Below are 18,382 nucleotides of genomic sequence, written 5' to 3' on the forward strand. Positions count from 1 at the left end.
CGTCAAAAATTCGTCAAAATAATTAATGCAATCTGTTCATTTTAGTTCATTATAATTTTTATATGAGTTAAGCTAAAATGGCTTAATTGCTACATTTAAATGCAACTGTTGAATTGTGAAATAACCATTTACAATAATGTTAGCATAATACCATGGACCTTTAATAATGGCCTTTTTTTCAGAGTAATCAATTTCCACATTGTCATCAATTAATAATCTTAGTGGAAAGTCAAATGTGGGTTTTACAATTAGTCTATTTTCATTCTGTTCAATAATTTCCCATCTTCCTTTAATTATTGAGCTTTTCATACTACTAAAATCCTCAACATCTTGCTCTATTGTTTTTTGAGCATACTTTCTTGCTGTCAAAATACCTATCATAACTGCATAGATAATTATTATATTCCACGAGAAAATCATGTCTATTTTGAAAATTACCTCATAGATAATATAAAGTAACAAGATGACAGGTAGATAAATGTACAAAACTCCTTTGATAGCAAGAGATAATAAATTTTGTTTTTTACTCATTATAAGTCCTCCCTAATTTCTACAGAAAATATAAATAACCTTTGTTTCGCATTTTACTACATGTCCGAATTAACTCCATTATACAACAAAAGGATAATATTGGCTATAATTGGTGTGTATGATTTTCAATACTACTCTTCAACATAACCTAAATATAAATCTAATTCCAAAGTGAGATGGTTAGGCTAATTATTTTAATACATTTTGGCAATAATCATTATATTGGATGAAATTTTCATATGAGAAATATACAAGTAGGGAAATTTTATCTTTTCAATACTTTTAAAGGAATGATGCGAAAATGAGTAATGAAAGAAAAGTCACAAAAATTGAGAGAATACATCTCATGCTAAAAGTGAAGGTAGCAATATACTGCAGAGTCAGCACGGCACATGCTGACCAAATAGAAAGCCTTAACAACCAAATCCATCAATATAAACAGATGGTTAAGCGGCACCTTGATTGGGAACTTGTTGATGTATATGCAGATATTAAATCCGGGAAAAATACTACCGACAGGATAGAATTCCAAAGAATGCTCTCAGATTGCTATGACCACAAAATTGACTTAATAATTACCAAATCAGTAAGTCGCTTTGGACGCAATACAGTGGATACACTAGATGTGATAAATAAATTGCGTAGCCTGCTTGTTGATGTGTACTTTGAGGTTGAAAACATTAGTATTTCAGAGACAAGTAAGACTTTTCTATTATCTATTCTCAACGCAGTGGCACAAGCTGATAGTGAATCAAGAAGTCAAAATATTAGGTGGGGTATTCAGCGTGGCTTTGAGACTGGAAACTCAAAATTTTATAATCGCAAGTGTTATGGGTATATTAATGCTTATGATGGAAATATTGTTATAGATGAAGATCAATTCAAAGTAGTACAAAAAATTTATGAGTTATATCTTAGTGGATATAGCATTCTAGCAATAATTCGTTACCTTAAAGAAGAATGTATAAATTCTCCAACTGGCAAAGATCATTGGGCCAAGCGTACAGTTGATACAATACTTTCAAATGAAAAATACACGGGCAATGTGGTGGTTGGGAAAACTTATGGCCTTGAATATCCTAACAATAACAGAAAAATCAACAAAGGCGAATTTCAGAAATACTTATCAATGGACTGCCACCCACCTATTATTTCACAGGAGCTATTTGATAAAGTTCAGCTGAAAAAAATAAGACGTAGCAATATTCAAGTAGTTGAAGATAACGTGACTCGCAGAATACTCACTACAGTATGAAAAGATCAACAATAACAGAAACCAATGATAAGTAGGCTAAATTTTATATCAGACAGTGGTTGCTGAGAGAAAGGCTGCATTTATTTCGTAATCACACTCAAATCCCCTAAAACACTAGCTTTCTATTAGTGCTAAAAAGTGCACACCCCCTACTAAAAATGCACACCCCCTACACTAGATTTCATAGGGGGTGTGCATTTATTTGGATTTAATCCAAGTTTTTATGATTTAAGTCTCGAATTACAGCTTGTATTTTATCCAAAAAACAATAAAAACCCCTGAATTCAAGGGTTTTCCATTGTATCAAACTTGTTGTTTTCTTATGTCTAATAACTATGATTTTGATACAATTTAGCGACTATTTTAATGAAGGAATTAATTTTATTATCGCTAAATTGTATGGGGTTTCCGCTAAAAGGTGCACAATCCTCTATTTTTTGATATGTTTCCACTAACAAGGTGCCTTGACTGCTTAAAAAGGATATTATTTACCTTATTATGAAGTTATATCCCTTTTAAACACTCAGTAGTTTAGGACTATCCGTCTGCTATACTTCACTATATTAATTGCGAAACCGCCTTCTTTATGAGTATTCATACACAACAGAGCCATCAAATCCAATGGCTCAGTTACTACATTTCCTGATAATTCTTTTTCAAAAACTTTTTCTCTTTTGTATACACAGCTACTCTATGGCTATCAATATCCATCTTTATTAGTTTTATATGTTCTTCGTTTTCTATTTTGTCTCTATTTAGAGTTAAAATATATTGAAAATCTTGATACTTTTCTTCCTGTTTATTCAAATAATTTAGGCATTGAACTAATGTATCCTGATCAACATCAAAAATATTATCATGCACTAGAAATAACGGATGTCTCACCCTTGTATTATCGTTAAACAACAATGCCATGTCATAGATAAACACTTTGGTTCTATTTACACTTCGACTACCATCATCATATATTCTCATACTAATTTCAGCTGGTATTTTGTTTCTAGCATTATCTACCGTCTCAATTGTAAATGAGCATTCCTTATTTCCCATAATAGCTTCATGAATCTCGAGTAATGTGTTAATAAACTTATTTATGGTATCCTCTTTTTCTTCAAGACTAGAATCTATTTGTAGTATTTCTTGTGTTTTATGCAATTTTAGTGTTTTCTTTGTTTTCTCATTTTTTTCATACTGTTCAAAGAGAAACTTCGTATATGCACAGGAATCCTTTTTACTTTCATATATCTTTAAACTAGTTTTTAAATTCTTTAGTACACCCTTTTCATCAATAATTTTCATTTTTCTAGAATACTCATCATCTAAAATTCGAATTCGTTCTGCAATATCATTTAGCTGTATTTCTAATTCTTTTGCCTTCTGGTTCACAAGCATACGTTGAAACTCTTCAACCTTATTCTTAAAACCAACAACTTCATTAAGAGACTTAACAATAGCACTTCCCAAATCATTCTTAAATTGATTGTATACTAGTTCAATCTCACTATCATCTATTGCTTCTGGCTTTGGCATTCTTTTAATTTTATCATAATCATACCTTAATGCCTTTTGCCTTTTTCTTAATTGTTCTAGTAGTGTTTCTAATTCTAAAAGTTCTGATTCCATTGAATAAAATGCTTCATTACTTTTAAAACTTTCAATAGCAGCTTCCATTTTGACTAATTCATCATCTAATGAATTTAATTCTGCCTTTACATCAGCTATTTTTTTCTGTCCGTTATTTGTTAACTCTTTCTTATTCTTTGATATAACAGTTGTTATACTTTCAATCTCCTTAATTATCCTAACACTTTTTCTATAAGACTCAATAGACATTCCAAGTAGAAATAAATGTGCTGCCAAATCATCTGGTACACGCTTAGTTAAATCATGACATTTTAATATATCAGTAAATTCAGAACGTTCGTCCCTCATAAGTATTGAAAATAAGTTTCTAAAACTTGGAACACTATTTCCATCTAATTTTGCAAAAATTAATTCTGCTAGATAATTACGTGCGTCATCTAATCTTTCAAAAGAAACTTTTTTTCCATTTCTTATGATGACTGGTTGTTCAGAGTTTTTTCGGCTTCGCTTTATCGTAATTTCTTCTTTTCCGATTTCTAAATCTAACATTATCTCTTCTTCCAAAGGTACTACTTCTTTAGGTATTTTGCATATTCTAGACCTTACATAATCACTCAAGAAGCAAAAATCCAAAAACTCAATGCTCATAGATTTTCCTACACCATTTGTTTTTCTTCCTTTTATTGTTGAGTTATCATATTTTTCACCCAAAATAATATTTACGCCATCATGAAATTCTATTTCATCAAAAATATTATTTTCTGAATAAAGTCTGTTAATGCGAATCCTATTTATTTCTTTATCCATACATTCGCCTCCTCAAACTCGACTATATCAACAGAATATAGGAAAGAAAGACCTAAGACCAGCTGTCTACTACTGCTTATTCCTTTCTTCTTAAGAACTCTTGAAATATCATATATGGATACCTTTTCTGAATTCTTCTCCTTAATTTCCTTAAGTATAAGGTAACCAATATACATTACTGATGATTTAACACTATTACTATTTGCTACCATTATACTCCTCCCTTTCATTTGGAAATACTCTACACTTTATCATTTCATTAATTAGATAGAACTTAATGGCTGCCCTATCATATTTCTTTCCATTCACACTAAGCTTATCTTCAAAATAATCAACTAACTTATTTAATGCCTTAATTGGGTTATCGTTTGTTTCATCTAGAAAATGCATACTGATATCCTGTAAATAGAACACTATTATGATATCTTGTGCTTCATCTATTCCTATAGTTTCATTAATTGTCTCAATAGCATTACCATACACAATATACAATGTAGTATATTCTAATATCAATTTTTCAGCGAAATCCTTAAATCTTTTAAATATTTTATACTCTGGATCAACCTCTACATCTATTTTTTTCTTTACTTTCTTATGCTTAGATATGTACTCAATTAAATCTATAATTGTGTCTATCTCATTAGCTTGTGTCTTTTTCGCTGAATATACCTTTTCACACAATTCCATTTCTAAGAAATCGTTAATTTCTCTTATTTTTTCTGTCTGCAATCCTCTTGTAAATTTCACCAAATCTTCTATATCCAAAATATCGCTTCCATTATTAAACACAAATTTATCATTAGTATCGAATAATGCTGAATATTTCTTTTTTCTTGTTAAAATTAGTACTATTAACCTATCATACTTATCATATGATTTATTATCAATATATTCACTAATTGTATGTTTTATTTTAGTGCTAGAGTTATCTGAGGTTACTTGAATCGAAATTTTATTTTCTTCATCTATTAAATCAATAGCAGGTGCATTCTTTTCTATAACATTCACATTTTTCAATTTATAATCAAATATTAAATTCAATAAACCCGCAAAAAAATCCTCAGCAATAATATTTATATCATAAAGATTTACAGCATTTAGCAGTTCGACTCGCTTACTTAATAATGCAAGACTTTCAGCTACATTTTTAAGATAAATTTCTTTGTTCATCATGCTGTATCTCCCCTTTATCATTTGTTAAATATACTTAATATTATCATACTTCATTTGAAATTTCCATTGATTTTTATTCAAATATGTGATATAAGACATTAATTTGAACTTAAAATTTAAAATAATACTTATATTTTCAACCTTCATTCGGAAAAATTTACGCTAAAAACAAAACCAATTTTGAGGCTAAGCTTACACATTATAATATAATATATTAAGAATTCTTATTATCATATTTCTACACTTCAACTTCCATTTTAATTGTAAGGTCAAACACAAAGTTGAAATGTTTACTTGATTTTGTATTCTTATATATAAAGGCTATAAACAAACTTTCTTCAAACTCCGTAACAAGTTCATTTCTATTACAAATACTTTATATTTTCTCTTCCATTCTCATCCCATTCTTCAACACAAAAACAAAATGCGTTGGCTGAAGAATTTCAATCTTCTCTACCAACGCATTAAATATATTTTCATCAAATTCTGAGAGTAAGCCTTCCTGCTCATTTATAACCTTTATTATTTCAACTACTCTCACCTTATATTGCTCAATACTCAAATTACCTTTTTCGGACTTACCCTTCTCCTGCCTTAACTTTTCAAGTTCTCCTGAAAGTCTTACATATTCTTCATTATAAACTTCTTCATCCATTTGCCCTTTAGTTTGAAGTTTTATAAGCCCCTTTAATTCTTCTTTAGAAGCTTCAATCTTATTTTCAATTATAATTAAATCAGTATTCTCGGCTCTTTGAGATAGTACCTTCTCTATATTTTTACTTAGCGTTCCAATAAATCCTTCATTATCAACTTTAAGTCTATTGAATACATCTATAAAAGCTTTTTCTAATACCTTTTCGTCAACAGATTTTGCAGTACAAACATCCTTACCTTTCTGTATATAAGTTTTACATTGCCATACTATTTTCTTTGAAGCATTTGTACTATTCCAAGTTCTTCTTCTAAATGTACTTCCGCAGTCTCCACAAATTATCTTGCTACTAAAAGGATATTTACTAGAGTATTTCTTTCTATCCCCTACAAGATTTCCCACCATTAAAGCCCTGCGTTCCTTTTCATTTTGAACCCTTTCAAATACTTCTTTTGAAATTATAGCTTCATGATTATCTTCTATTCTATATTGAGCATCTATCCCTTTATTTTTAACTCTTTTATGTGATAAATAATCTATAGTTACAGTTTTTTGCTGTAGAAGAGTCCCACAATATTTTTCATTTGTAAGCATTCCAGTAATCGTAGAATCCCACCACTTTTTATTTCCTGTAATTGTAGGTATTCCATCTCTTACAAGTCCATCTGCTATTTTTTGATAACTCTTACCTTGGAGATATTCGTTATAGATTCTCCTTACTAGCTCAGCTTCCTTTTCATTTATTATTAACTCACCATTTTCATCTTTATCGTAACCTAGAAATCTTGTGGTATTACAAAATACTTTACCGTCTTTGAACCCCTTAACTATTCCCCATCTTGAGTTTTCAGAAATATTCCTGCTTTCATCTTGAGCAATAGAACTAAATATTGTTAAAAAAACTTCTCCACTACTTTCTAAAGTATTTATATTCTCTTTTTCAAACAATACAGCTATTCCCTTTTCCTTGAGTTCTCTAACATATTTAAGTAAATCCATTGTATTCCTTGCGAATCTTGAAATTGACTTTGTAAGGATTAAATCAATTTTCCCTTCATTAGCATCTTTAATCATTCTTAAAAATTCAATTCTATTTTTAGTACCTGTTCCTGAAATTCCTTCATCTGCAAACACATCTACATATTGCCACTCTGATTTGTTTTGAATATATTGGGTATAGTGGCTTACTTGGTTTTCATAGCTATCAAGCTGTTCTTCACTATTCGTGCTTACTCTACAATAGGCACATACTCTTTTCCTTTGTTTTATACCTTCGCCATTAACAACTTCAAATGTCTTTATTGGAATAACCTCAACAACTTTTTTCTTTGCTGGCACTGCCATAAATAATCCTCCTTAAACCCCTTTGATTTTATGTTCTTATTGTACGTTCATGTTATAATTGCTTTGTGAATTAATCAAGTTAAAGTACTGATTCTCAGCCACTTTGAAGGATTTTTTATTCAAGCTATCTATAGCAATAAACTCTTTTTCAGAGATTAATTTTTTATCCTTTAAATCCTCTAATATATGTACACCTAATAAATAATTTATGTAATTTTCACCCATAAATAAGCATTTCTCCTTTCACTCTGTAAAATTAAATTTAAAATAAAAAGAGCAAGATATTTCACCTGCTCAAACCATATAAATAGTTAAAGTAAACTTTTGATTTGTATTATAAATTCTTTAAATAATGTTGCATCATCTGAAATAGTAGCTTTCAATATAGCATATTTATTTATATATGCACTGTTGCTTGTTGCTTTAACTGTAGCTCCATTTCCTGTACTTGTAGTTATTGTTAAATAAGGAGTTGTAGTTGTACCATCTTGATTTCTTACAGACCACACTACTGATTTATCAAATACCTCAGAACCATTATCATATATATGGTCAACATAGGATCTACTCTGACCAATCTTTAAAATCGTACTTCCAGTAATATCAATAAAATAACTATGTGTAATAGTTTCCACAGTGCTTATTGTGATTGAATCATAAATTGTATTATGATAAGTGAATTTTGCAGTTATTAATGATTGTCCTAATGATATCCCCATTATTTTTCCATTATTATCTACACTAACATAATTAGTGTCACTTGAAGTAAATGTAATTGCAGGGTTTACTATAGCCGTTCCATTATCTGTAGCCGTAATATTCAGTAGGCATATATCATTAAGAAGCACATTAGCTGTGTCTCCGTTATTAATCATTAATATATATGTATGTCCAATTTCATATTTCCATCTATCTACAATATTGTTTTCAACATCATCATAAGTTGTACTTATTAAATCCAAATCACAATATAATTTTATAATCCCATCTTGAGATTTATCAATCCCACTAACTTTAAAAGGCTGATTAGTTACATAAAATCTCTGACCTAAAGTTATTCCTCTCGTATCGGCGTTGTTCTGAAAAAATATATTAATTGTACCTGTTGATATGGTAAGATAAGTGCCTGAAGATATATCGAAAACTTTACTTTCCTCAATTGCATCAAACCACTTAACATTGCCATTCCAGTTAAATGATATTTTATAACTACATTTTCTTATTCTTGCCCTGTAAGAACTTTCTTCTTTATCAATCTGACTGATAATTAAATAATTAAAACCATTATATTCTACTATATCTCCTGTTTTAATCTCACTTATACCGCGAATTATTTTATCATCATAGTAGTTCAGTTTCTCGGTAACATCTATAATTAATGCAGTCTCCATAACACCATTTATTTTTATATTCTCACCTTTTTCATAAATAAAAAAATCTATCATTCCATCAATATCCTGCATAATATTTACACCTACCTTTTACATCTGTATAGAAAAAATTCAATGTAACTGTCCCATTTTTTCATATCTATGACCTTATATTTATTATCATCAATAATTAAATAACTGTTAAAATTAATACTGCTTTCAATATCAAGAAACCCTCTTTTAGTTATATTAATTTCAAAGCCATCCTCAAATGATATGCTCTTTGAAAATGGCTGGATATCTCCATATTCAGTTTTTATATATGATTCAGCATTTGAATTTGTAAGTATTTTAATTTCTGTATCATTAAACATCACAACCACCAACTTTGATTTTAGGAAGTGGAAGTGCTTGTTTAATATTAGCTGGAATTCCTATTTCATACTGAATGCTTCTTTCTCCTTCGGTATTCTGTTTATATCCAACGCTATCTTTATTTTTATATAAATAAACTGCAAAATCTGCTACTATATCATTGTATTTAGTATCTATTGAAACCACATTACAATAGCCTAAAACAATACTAACTGCCTTATTCAAATAATGATTCAAGATATTATCTTTTAATGTGTATGAAATATCAATACCAAGTAACATTTTTATAATCTCCAACATAAGTTATTCCTCCATTCCATTAATTTTATTAATAATTTCCACTTTCTTCATCCCTGTCCCTTTTAAACCTTTCTCTTTGGCTATTTCAACAAGCTCCTTATAATTCATATTCTCATAATTAATAGGTTCGTTTTTATCCTTAACTATTGTATATCCATTCTCATGAAACCAAGAAATAAGGTGAGGTACATCTGTTTCCCCCACCCCATTAACAAAGTTTACTCCAGCGGATATACCATTATATTTTTTATTCTTTGAGTATATCTTCGCCATATTTTTACCTCCTACACTATTTTTATATTTCTGAATACTCCTGCACTATTTGTAGCCTTTAGTGCCACAGCTGCTACCATCTCAACTTCACCTGTTTTAACTGCACCACTTGTTAAAAAATCTGGAAGCCATATTTTTACTAAGTCTTGATTCGCAAGAGATACAGCATGGAAACCGTCCAATGAAAGTCTTGCTGCATAAAGGTCTGTAAGTCCAGTCACTATATCTGTACCATTCGGCTTTCTGGTATCCACAACAGAAACAACAGGGTTATTACTTCCAACTTTTGCTCCAAGGTCAATAAGTACAATACCATCATAAGCATCCACTTTTCTTCCGAAAGCATCCTCACTCTGAGTAAGATATCCTGCCCTTCTTGCAACAGCCTTTATTTTAGTAATTAACTTTGAGTTTCCACCAAGGAAAGAAGGTTTCCCGTCAAGGTTGGATAGAAATTCATCAATCAAATCTAAGAACTGCTTGTAATTAGTATCCAATGCTACTGATGTGGAAAGATCTATTGAAGAACCTGCATTATACTCGGTACTAGAACCTGTAATTGCCTTGTTCAAACCATCAAAGGAATTAGCATCTACAGCAGAATCACCATTAATAATTGTGTCATGAAATAATGCTCTTGCTCCTTTCACTTTTTGTTCAACTTGAAGATTAACCTCATCTACTAGACCACCTGTGTTTGCAATGATTCTATCAATCTGAAATGAACCTCCAAAAGGCTTTAGTTCAGTAGTATATCTTTGCTTCGTTACTTCCTGTGGAGAATATTCAGAATTAATTGCTCTGAATGCCGCTGTTGGTTGTGTAATAAGTCTTGTATAACCATAAGTAAGTGTTGCTCCGTTAGTTCCTGGACTTACCGCATTATCAAATGCAATGTTGTCCAATATAAAAGAACTCTTTCTAAATTCATCAATCACCCCCGCTTGTATTGCATCCTGAGTGTTTAATTTTGCTTGTGCTAATGTTATTGCCATAATATTTTATCTCCTTTCAACTTAACCTTTATTTTTTTCTGTATAATAATTTTTCAATGCTTCATTTAGGTCTTTAGGCTGAGTATTCCCCGAAGCATTAATCGGAGGAGTGTACCCACTAGTTTTGAGTCTTTCTTCAACTGCCAATTGCACCGAAGAACCAAATATCTCCTCAAATTTATTTATGTTGGAAACAGTTGTTTCTTCATCTCCTGCTATAACTAAATCAATAATTTGATTAATAGGAAGTTTCTTTTCAGAAGCAATTGTAAGGGCTTTATTTTTCAATACTTCCCTTTGCTTTTCAGATTCCATTTTTTCAATTTTTAAATTTAGTTCCCGAAGTTGTTTCTTTTCATCAGTTTCAGCTGGGTAAAGTTCGGTTATCCTTCTGTCAATTTCTTTTTGAAAATTGTTAGTTTTCCATGTATCAAGCCCTTTACTCAAATGTTTATCTCTTTCAGAATCCAGCCACTTCCTTCCATCCTCATTTTCGGAGAGATATTTTTTTACACCTTCAACGGATACTAACCCCTGAAGATATGCCTTAACCTCCCCACTTTCCTTATTTTCATTAATAAATTTTTTTACTTCTTCTATTGTCATAATCTTTCCCCTTTCGATTTGCACATCTGACCTTGTACCCAAACACACATAATTTTTTATATAATTTTAGAGCAGTTTAATGTCTTACTCAGGACAATAAATTATCTTCTTAAATACTTAGGACATATTACTTCTATGCATCTAAAGCTTTGTTTACATTTATGAGAGCATCTTGCACATTTTTTACAATAACATATCTTTCCATCATCATATATCCAGAAACTCATATCTTCCTTCTCTGAACTGCTCAATCTCGCCACTACAATTGCACCTCCTACACCCCTAAAATGGGCAAATTAATTCAAATAAAAAAACGCCCCAACCCCCTGTTTCATATAGGTTTAATGGCATTATTATATTTTTTAGAAATTACACTATTTCACTTTATAGCCCTTATAATTTTCAATTGGTATATTAGCACTCTTTGAAAGTTATACGTACAAAATACCCCTATTTTATTAAATAGGTATCCAGCAACAATTGCAGTTAGGATGTGCAGGAATTGTAGGTCTATTTTCATCATTTAATTTGAATATTCTACCGTCCATAGCTTCACAATACATACATGTATTCCTACAAACATCCGCACACCACATGATTTCTTCCACTTCAAAATTTATAAATACTTTTTCCTGTGCTGATGTAAAAATCCTAGTCTGCTCTGTATTTAAAAGCACTTTAGCATCATATGTACTAATTTCAAAAGTCTTTGATATACCAGTAATCATCTCATCTAATGTTTTTCTATTTACTATATCCCTATCAATCTTCTTATAAAGATCTTCTGCAAATTCAGTAATGTTGTTTTGAAGTCTTTCTTTAATATTACTTCCTTGATAATTCGCATTAATTATTTCTTCTATTTCATCAGGGATTAGTTCACCTTTTACCTCCATTCCTTTAACTTCATTTAGTACCTCAAGATTTTTAAAATAGGTTTCTTCATAAATATCCTTCAAGTCATTTACAATAAACTCATATTGAAAATTGTATATTTCCTGAGCATACTCTTTAATCTTCTTCTCTAAATCATTCAAAATGATGTTCTTTCTGAAATTGCTAATCTTACCGTTTGAAATATGCCTGTTGTAATAATCACTTACAAATGCAATTAATATGAGAAGATATTTCTTGTATTCCTTCTTAATTTCCTCCACATCACCATTTGCCTTATCCATCATTTCCTCTTTAATTTTAACTATCTCATCTCTAACAAATTTGTCCATTTTTATTTATCCCCTTTCTAATTTTGATTTTTTATAATATCTTCGTGATTAACATCTACATTCCATAAATCTATTTTCTTCTGCTCTGAGTTATATTTTTTTATTTCAAGTTTAGGATTTTCAACAAACGGAAGCAATGTAAGCAATGTTTCCTGTGAACATACTCCTTGAAGTTTTACTATAACATCAGCAAGTCCTGTTAAATCTGTAGGTAAATTTCTTGTGAACTTCACCGATATATCTCTGTAATCATATAGCTTGCCTTCTTTTTTAGACAAAAAAATAAAAAGGTTCTTAAGTCTTTGCTTAATTACCTTTTCCATAATTGCTTCCCTCATACTTACTCTATTTTCAAGATTTAATAACTTATTTCTAAGAGCCAATGATGAGGTATTTGAAGCCCAATTCTCATTAAAATTAACTTGGTCACTTAAATCATAGATTTTTCTTTCAATGTTATCAAGTTCATTTTTTACAAAGGAATCGTTTATATCTTTGGTGAGCCATGAAACTTTACCTCCTGCAGGAACTTGTATTATACCCATCTGTTTCATTTTACCAAGGTCTTCTTCCTCAAGCTTTGCATTTTCAATAACCAAGTATGCATTTCTATGATCTGATATCTCGTTAACAAGGTCAGAGTTCAACGCATTGTAAGCATCAAATAAAGAAATAATATCTTGAAATCCACTTTTCCTTTCGGAATTAGCAGGGCATACAAGTACAGGTACTCTCCCAAAAATATGATTGTGACTCCCTAAGAAAACAAGACCGCTTTCTAAATAAATATATCCTGATGTGCTTACTTCTCCAATTTGATAATGCAATATTTGAGTATCCGTATAAACATCCATATATTCTTTGGTATCAAATTGCTTTGTAAATTTATGTATTGCCAGGAGTGCATTTCTTTCAGAAGTTCCATCCTCAAGTACATAACAGTTCAATGGATTCAGTATTGTGGCTGAAAATTCTCCATCTTCATTAATGTAATTGAGTTCATAGCTCTCGCCATAAATTTCAGATTGCTTTCTTAGATTTATATTATGTTCTTTATCCCAATGGCTTGTATTTAAATCTATAGCATTTATAATATTTCCATTATCAGATTTTGAAATATAATTTACAGGTTTCCCTAAAAGATAACCCACTTCATTATCTACAAACTTTCTTGGATAGTTAAACACCAGTTTCATATTGCTCCTACTATCCTGCATGGTGTAATTTGTTAAAATACTGTGATTTCCTTCATAGTAGCCTTTGTAGATTTTCTTATGTAATGCATTATTGTTTAGTTCACTTAAGCATTGTAGTATTAGATTTTCATTTATTTGCAAATTAACATCTCCTTTTTTTTATTTTATATTATAGAATTAATTGTAATATTATAGCCAAAGTGGTAAAATTAAATTGTTAGAATATTCTTAAAAGGGAGGTGTGTATAAATGGTTTATAAAACTGGTGAAAAACCTGGCAAAGGTACTTATAAATGTACTAAATGTGGACATCCTGTTGTCTTAGATGATACTACTGATACTTTACCACCTTGTAGTAAATGTAATGGTGTAGAGTTTACAAAAGCTTAAAAATATACTTTAATTAGTGAATAACCAAAACATTGTATATAAAAGGGTTTTGGTTATTTATTTTTTATAACATTTAAAACAACAGACTCCTATCATAAAGCCTTAAACTCTTAACCCCTTGAATAAGCTGCACTGCTCCATAAAGTGAATCTGGAGCATCATCATGTTTGCAATTCTTGTTATAATCCTTAACTTGATTGTTATATTGGATATTTGCAGCACAGAATAAAATATGTCCATTCTTAACGTCAGGCTCAAGACTAATTATTCTCTCATGTTTCTGCCCTTTAGAATTAATACCTTCTACTTGAGTATAAATTTTATTCTTCCACAGTTCCTCCTCAAGTTTCTGTTTCATATAACTTTGTGCCTGTATTGTTTCAAAGCCTATCTTTTCAACAGGATAATTCCTTAATTTTTCTACTACCACATGAAATAAATCATCTGGAAGCACTTTATGTAATGTACCATCAACAATATACATTTGCTTTGTTTTCCTATGCCTTCCTAAGATAGTTATGGCAGAATAATCATTCCTTTTTCCAGCTTTAATTGCAGGATCTATGTACATTACCAATTCCATTTCATCAAATTCAGGAAGCCTGTCCCAATATTTAATATTCTGAAAAATATAATCATCAGTGCTCCTTGGGTCATTCTGCATTTCCTTAAAAAAGCTCTTTTCCCCCATGCTCTGTTTCTTGCACATCAAATAATAATAATCCAAATATTCATTCCATAAAATTTCTGTACCTTTCAGCATTTCCTCTTTATGGGCATAAAAAAAAGACAAGGCAGTTTTAATCCTGTCCTCATCTAGTAAATCATTATATTTTATTTGCCACTCTGCCCAAAGGTCATCTCTTTCAGAAAAGGATATTATTGAAGCTTTTTTAATACTTCTAACCCCAGAGATTTTACCTTTTAATAAATCTGCCATCAAATCTTCTTCATTTAAAATAGTGCCAACAATTAGAATATTGGTATCCCTTGTTCCTATCGGAATAATAACATCAGTGAAAGCATTTTTAACCTGTTCCCTTTTGGATTCTGATTTTGCGGTATCATCTTTTAATAGGTCATCTAACAGAACCAGTGTTGGTCTATACTGTTTATAGTGGATTCCTCTCAAAGAACCATCAATTCCCCTAATCATTATGCATGAATCAATTCCACCTTTTGTCTTTACCCAAATTTCATTATTATTCCATCTTGCACCTTTTTGAATACCAAAGTCCTCAATTAGCATTTCATTTTCCTCAAGTTCAGATTTAATCATGTCTAGGAACGGAACTGCAATCTGCTCAGTAGCTGATATTATTAATGTGAATTGAGATTTATTGTACAGCGTAGAGTATAGCGGAAATAAAAAAGAGTTAATTGTACTTTTACCATGCTCCCTTGGGAGTCCAAAAGCTTCAATCAACCCTTTATTGTTTAACATATATTTTAATTCAGTAAAAAGCTCCCTGTGGAATTTCCCAAACTTACGGTCAAAGTATTTAGGGAAATAACAGAGAGCAAAGTATTCTATATCCATCTCACCAAGCAACTTACGAAGTTCTGAAAACGTGAATGTTTCTGCAAGTTCTTTTATTTTTTGTGGTGAGAAATATTTCTGCATATAATGGTGTAAAAGTTTATTTTGATTATTCATCAATCAACTCATCCTGCTGAGAACTATAATAACAGAAAGTATATTTTGTGCTACTTTTTACTAATTTGACCAGTTTCCCTTTTAATTTTTCAATATCAGAATAGTTACTTATTATTACTTTTTTTATAGTGTCATTCTCACTATTACCAATGTACCTTACTTTTGCAGTGAACACTTTATATCCTCCAAATACTAGCATTGGATTAATATAAATTAAATCATTAGTTACATAGATTATTCCTACTATAAACATTATAGCTACTAGAATAAACATATCCGTAATGCTACTTATAGATAATCCTATACATGGTAAAAAATATAACATTAAATAGTTATAAAAATGTTTGTCAGTTTCATTTTCGATCTCAACTATAAAATAACTATCTTTCCCTGATTTTTTTGACCTCTTTATGAGTATAACTAATGCCACTGACAATACAAAGCTAATCGCGACTAAAATTGTAACCATCCAATCTGCAAAACTATTTAACCATACTATTTTGTTAATATTAAAATCAGTTCCTGAACTAATATATAATTCAATTCTATGTACAATTTCCTTTCCTACTAACAAAATATATAATGGTATATATGAAGAAAGCAATAAAAATATTTTCTTTAAAATTTTAATCATCTCCTTTAGGTTTAACTAATATATTCTTCAACTCCCTTAATTATCATTCTATTCTCTAATAACCCATCTTGTGCATAACGTTTCATAAGAATGTTTAATATTTCTCCAATATCCTCTTTACCTCTATACTTAATTATATTGTTTTTATCTAATTTTAATGATATTTTAAATTTCTTGAAAAACTCTGGAAGTTTATGTTTTCCCTTATCTATATATTCAAAAGCATCACTTTCAACAACATTACACAATCTCTTATTGTATCTTCCATCACTTTTGCAATCGTTTATAAATTCATTTGGATTATCAACAAATCCTCTACTCACTATATCTGAACGCTTGTTTTCAATGATTTTGTTAAAGCCTTCTTTGAAATCAAATATACTACTAAATGCATTTTCATTTATAATATAATAATTGTTATCAATTTCAAAAGCATCAACTAGACCATCAAAATACAAAATATCAGAGTCCAATTTTTTTATCTCATCATCTAAAAAACAATATTTAAATGATTTCTTGAATTTATTTGCAGGTTGTTTATATTTAGAATATATTGTTAAAATCTTTATTTCATCCTTTTCTTTTAAGTAAAATTGTATAACAACAAAATCAAATATTTTAAAATTAGTGCTTCTATTTATGAAAGGAGTACTTTCTTCTTTTTTAATTTTAAATTTAATATTATCTGACTCTATTACTAATTTCATTTCTAATTTTTGTATTGTATCTTTTTTATTTAACTCAAAATCATATTTCTCAATCTCTGTTGTTTTTAATATTTTAAGCATTGTTTGTAAATATATTTTTGCAATGTCTTTAGAAACTTCTTCCTCAAAATTAACTTGATGTGTTTTATATTTATCTTTTCTTTCACTTTTATCAAAAATCAAAATAAATGGATTTATTTTATTATCAAATTTAGGTATTAGTTCGCTCAAAATTTTATTCTCATTCATTACAGTATACCCCCCAATATTATTATTCAATATAATAATATACCCTGCAACTAGTTCTGTAAATCTATAAAATTTATTGCAAAAATTCCTGCAACCTTTACTGATGGGTCATTTTCTCCACATAGAAGTGCCCCTCCATTCAAGTCAGTAAAAAAAGGAATGGTTTCTACCACTCCAAGCCTTCAAGTGCCTTTATTTTATCGTCTTCAGGTGTTGCTGTATATAAATTTGTAGTAATTATACTCTCATGACCAAAAATCTGTTGAATAGTTGTTATAGGAGTGTTGTTTCTTACAAGGTTATATCCAAGTGTATGGCGAATCATATGCGGTGTAACCTTGATTTGAAGCCTATCTCCATAACTTTCAAGTATAAGGTTGACTGCATTCCTTTTAATTGCTCCTCGTTGTCCTATAAATAAGTAATCTGATCCATCAGCTTGCCTTACTTCAAGGTATTTCTCAATGGCTTTTCTTGCATCCTTATTTAAGGGTACAGTTCTCTTGGCATTACCTTTACCAATAACCTGCAAACTTCCCTTTCTATCAGATATCTTTATATCATTCAGCTTTATACCCACCAATTCTGAAACCCTTATGCCTGTTTGAAGCAATACTTCTATAATACATATATGCATTTTATTGACTGAGCGGTGTATTTCATTCCTTAGTTTCCAAAGTTCCTTATCTTCAAGCCCTTTATATTGCTTTTTATCCTTATCCTTTATAACTCCGACTGCCATTACTTCCTTTATAATATCCTTTTGCTTCAAATACTTTAAAAATGCATTGATACTTGCAAGCTTACGGTTGATTGTAATAACTGCTTCACCTGAACCTTGCAAATGCTTTTTATATTCTACCAAGTCCAACTCAATAACCTTTTCAATGCCTGCATCCGTTCTTCCTTCGTACCAATTAATAAATACCTTCGTATCCCTAACATAGCAGGAAACAGTATTTATACTTTTATCCTTTGCCTGTAAATATTCCTTAAAACCGTTGATATAACTCATATAGAACACCTTCTTTCATTGGTAACATGATACCTCTGAAGGT

At 30.1% G+C, this 18,382-nt stretch carries 22 protein-coding genes; 2 read left to right on the top strand and 20 right to left on the bottom strand.

Going from position 1 to position 18,382, the window contains the following annotated elements:
- Window positions 1-72 precede the first annotated feature (72 nt).
- Window positions 73-531 carry a hypothetical protein gene (locus JJD95_RS12750; RefSeq protein ID WP_291643407.1) on the bottom strand — a complete coding sequence of 153 codons (459 nt, stop codon included), beginning with the start codon at window positions 529-531 and terminating at the stop codon, window positions 73-75.
- Window positions 532-832: 301 nt separating this feature from the next.
- Between JJD95_RS12750 and JJD95_RS12755 the strand changes: the two genes are divergently transcribed.
- Complete coding sequence (locus JJD95_RS12755) at window positions 833-1,786, top strand: recombinase family protein (protein WP_291643408.1); 954 nt, start codon at window positions 833-835, stop codon at window positions 1,784-1,786.
- A gap of 633 nt (window positions 1,787-2,419) precedes the next feature.
- Here the strand turns inward: JJD95_RS12755 and JJD95_RS12760 are convergent.
- From JJD95_RS12760 to JJD95_RS12825, 14 genes are all read right to left on the bottom strand, one after another.
- Window positions 2,420-4,177: a DUF2326 domain-containing protein gene (locus JJD95_RS12760; RefSeq protein ID WP_291643409.1), complete on the bottom strand. Its 1,758-nt coding sequence runs from the start codon at window positions 4,175-4,177 to the stop codon at window positions 2,420-2,422.
- On the bottom strand, window positions 4,162-4,389 hold the full coding sequence (locus JJD95_RS12765; RefSeq protein WP_291643410.1) for an ABC-three component system middle component 6: 228 nt from the start codon (window positions 4,387-4,389) through the stop codon (window positions 4,162-4,164). Before JJD95_RS12765 ends, JJD95_RS12760 begins: the two co-directional genes overlap by 16 nt.
- The gene (locus JJD95_RS12770) at window positions 4,376-5,350 is read right to left on the bottom strand and encodes an SMEK domain-containing protein (protein WP_291643411.1); all 975 of its coding nucleotides are present in this window, start codon (window positions 5,348-5,350) and stop codon (window positions 4,376-4,378) included. Before JJD95_RS12770 ends, JJD95_RS12765 begins: the two co-directional genes overlap by 14 nt.
- A gap of 376 nt (window positions 5,351-5,726) precedes the next feature.
- The gene (locus JJD95_RS12775) at window positions 5,727-7,346 is read right to left on the bottom strand and encodes a recombinase family protein (protein WP_291643412.1); all 1,620 of its coding nucleotides are present in this window, start codon (window positions 7,344-7,346) and stop codon (window positions 5,727-5,729) included.
- Window positions 7,347-7,382: 36 nt separating this feature from the next.
- A complete protein-coding gene (locus JJD95_RS12780; protein WP_291643413.1) occupies window positions 7,383-7,571 on the bottom strand; it encodes a hypothetical protein in 189 nt (62 codons plus the stop codon).
- Window positions 7,572-7,657: 86 nt separating this feature from the next.
- Window positions 7,658-8,809, bottom strand: coding sequence for a hypothetical protein (locus JJD95_RS12785; protein ID WP_291643414.1), 1,152 nt, complete (start codon window positions 8,807-8,809; stop codon window positions 7,658-7,660).
- Window positions 8,810-8,820: 11 nt separating this feature from the next.
- Complete coding sequence (locus JJD95_RS12790; RefSeq protein ID WP_291643415.1) at window positions 8,821-9,090, bottom strand: hypothetical protein; 270 nt, start codon at window positions 9,088-9,090, stop codon at window positions 8,821-8,823.
- The gene (locus JJD95_RS12795) at window positions 9,083-9,391 is read right to left on the bottom strand and encodes a phage head-tail connector protein (protein WP_291643416.1); all 309 of its coding nucleotides are present in this window, start codon (window positions 9,389-9,391) and stop codon (window positions 9,083-9,085) included. Before JJD95_RS12795 ends, JJD95_RS12790 begins: the two co-directional genes overlap by 8 nt.
- 3 nt (window positions 9,392-9,394) lie before the next feature.
- Complete coding sequence (locus tag JJD95_RS12800) at window positions 9,395-9,664, bottom strand: Rho termination factor N-terminal domain-containing protein (RefSeq protein ID WP_291643417.1); 270 nt, start codon at window positions 9,662-9,664, stop codon at window positions 9,395-9,397.
- Window positions 9,665-9,675: 11 nt separating this feature from the next.
- Window positions 9,676-10,659: a major capsid protein gene (locus JJD95_RS12805; protein WP_291643418.1), complete on the bottom strand. Its 984-nt coding sequence runs from the start codon at window positions 10,657-10,659 to the stop codon at window positions 9,676-9,678.
- A 21-nt stretch (window positions 10,660-10,680) separates the two neighbouring features.
- Entirely contained in the window at window positions 10,681-11,265 is a 585-nt protein-coding gene (locus JJD95_RS12810; RefSeq protein WP_291643419.1) for a DUF4355 domain-containing protein, read from the bottom strand.
- 101 nt (window positions 11,266-11,366) lie between these two features.
- Complete coding sequence (locus tag JJD95_RS12815; RefSeq protein ID WP_291643420.1) at window positions 11,367-11,525, bottom strand: hypothetical protein; 159 nt, start codon at window positions 11,523-11,525, stop codon at window positions 11,367-11,369.
- Between the two features lie 198 nt (window positions 11,526-11,723).
- Entirely contained in the window at window positions 11,724-12,491 is a 768-nt protein-coding gene (locus tag JJD95_RS12820) for a minor capsid protein (protein ID WP_291643421.1), read from the bottom strand.
- A gap of 17 nt (window positions 12,492-12,508) precedes the next feature.
- Entirely contained in the window at window positions 12,509-13,828 is a 1,320-nt protein-coding gene (locus tag JJD95_RS12825; protein ID WP_291643422.1) for a phage portal protein, read from the bottom strand.
- Between the two features lie 108 nt (window positions 13,829-13,936).
- On the opposite strand from JJD95_RS12825, the gene JJD95_RS12830 reads away from it, so the two are divergent.
- On the top strand, window positions 13,937-14,077 hold the full coding sequence (locus JJD95_RS12830; RefSeq protein ID WP_291643423.1) for a hypothetical protein: 141 nt from the start codon (window positions 13,937-13,939) through the stop codon (window positions 14,075-14,077).
- A gap of 73 nt (window positions 14,078-14,150) precedes the next feature.
- Here JJD95_RS12830 and terL read toward each other — a convergent pair whose 3' ends face one another.
- The 5 genes from terL to JJD95_RS12855 are packed head-to-tail and all read right to left on the bottom strand — an operon-like array spanning window position 14,151 to window position 18,339.
- On the bottom strand, window positions 14,151-15,734 hold the full coding sequence (gene terL / locus JJD95_RS12835) for a phage terminase large subunit (protein ID WP_291643424.1): 1,584 nt from the start codon (window positions 15,732-15,734) through the stop codon (window positions 14,151-14,153).
- Window positions 15,727-16,368 (bottom strand): hypothetical protein, encoded by a 642-nt coding sequence (locus JJD95_RS12840; protein ID WP_291643425.1) that lies wholly within the window; start codon window positions 16,366-16,368, stop codon window positions 15,727-15,729. Before JJD95_RS12840 ends, terL begins: the two co-directional genes overlap by 8 nt.
- Before the next feature lie 11 nt (window positions 16,369-16,379).
- A complete protein-coding gene (locus tag JJD95_RS12845; RefSeq protein WP_291643426.1) occupies window positions 16,380-17,324 on the bottom strand; it encodes a Kiwa anti-phage protein KwaB-like domain-containing protein in 945 nt (314 codons plus the stop codon).
- Window positions 17,325-17,374: 50 nt separating this feature from the next.
- Window positions 17,375-17,497: a hypothetical protein gene (locus tag JJD95_RS12850; protein ID WP_291643427.1), complete on the bottom strand. Its 123-nt coding sequence runs from the start codon at window positions 17,495-17,497 to the stop codon at window positions 17,375-17,377.
- Window positions 17,491-18,339 carry a tyrosine-type recombinase/integrase gene (locus JJD95_RS12855; protein ID WP_291643428.1) on the bottom strand — a complete coding sequence of 283 codons (849 nt, stop codon included), beginning with the start codon at window positions 18,337-18,339 and terminating at the stop codon, window positions 17,491-17,493. The genes JJD95_RS12850 and JJD95_RS12855 overlap by 7 nt, the downstream gene beginning before the upstream one ends.
- Between the last annotated feature and the right edge of the window lie 43 nt (window positions 18,340-18,382).

The organism is Clostridium sp. (genome assembly GCF_016650035.1).
GTDB lineage: Bacteria > Bacillota > Clostridia > Clostridiales > Clostridiaceae > Clostridium_AD.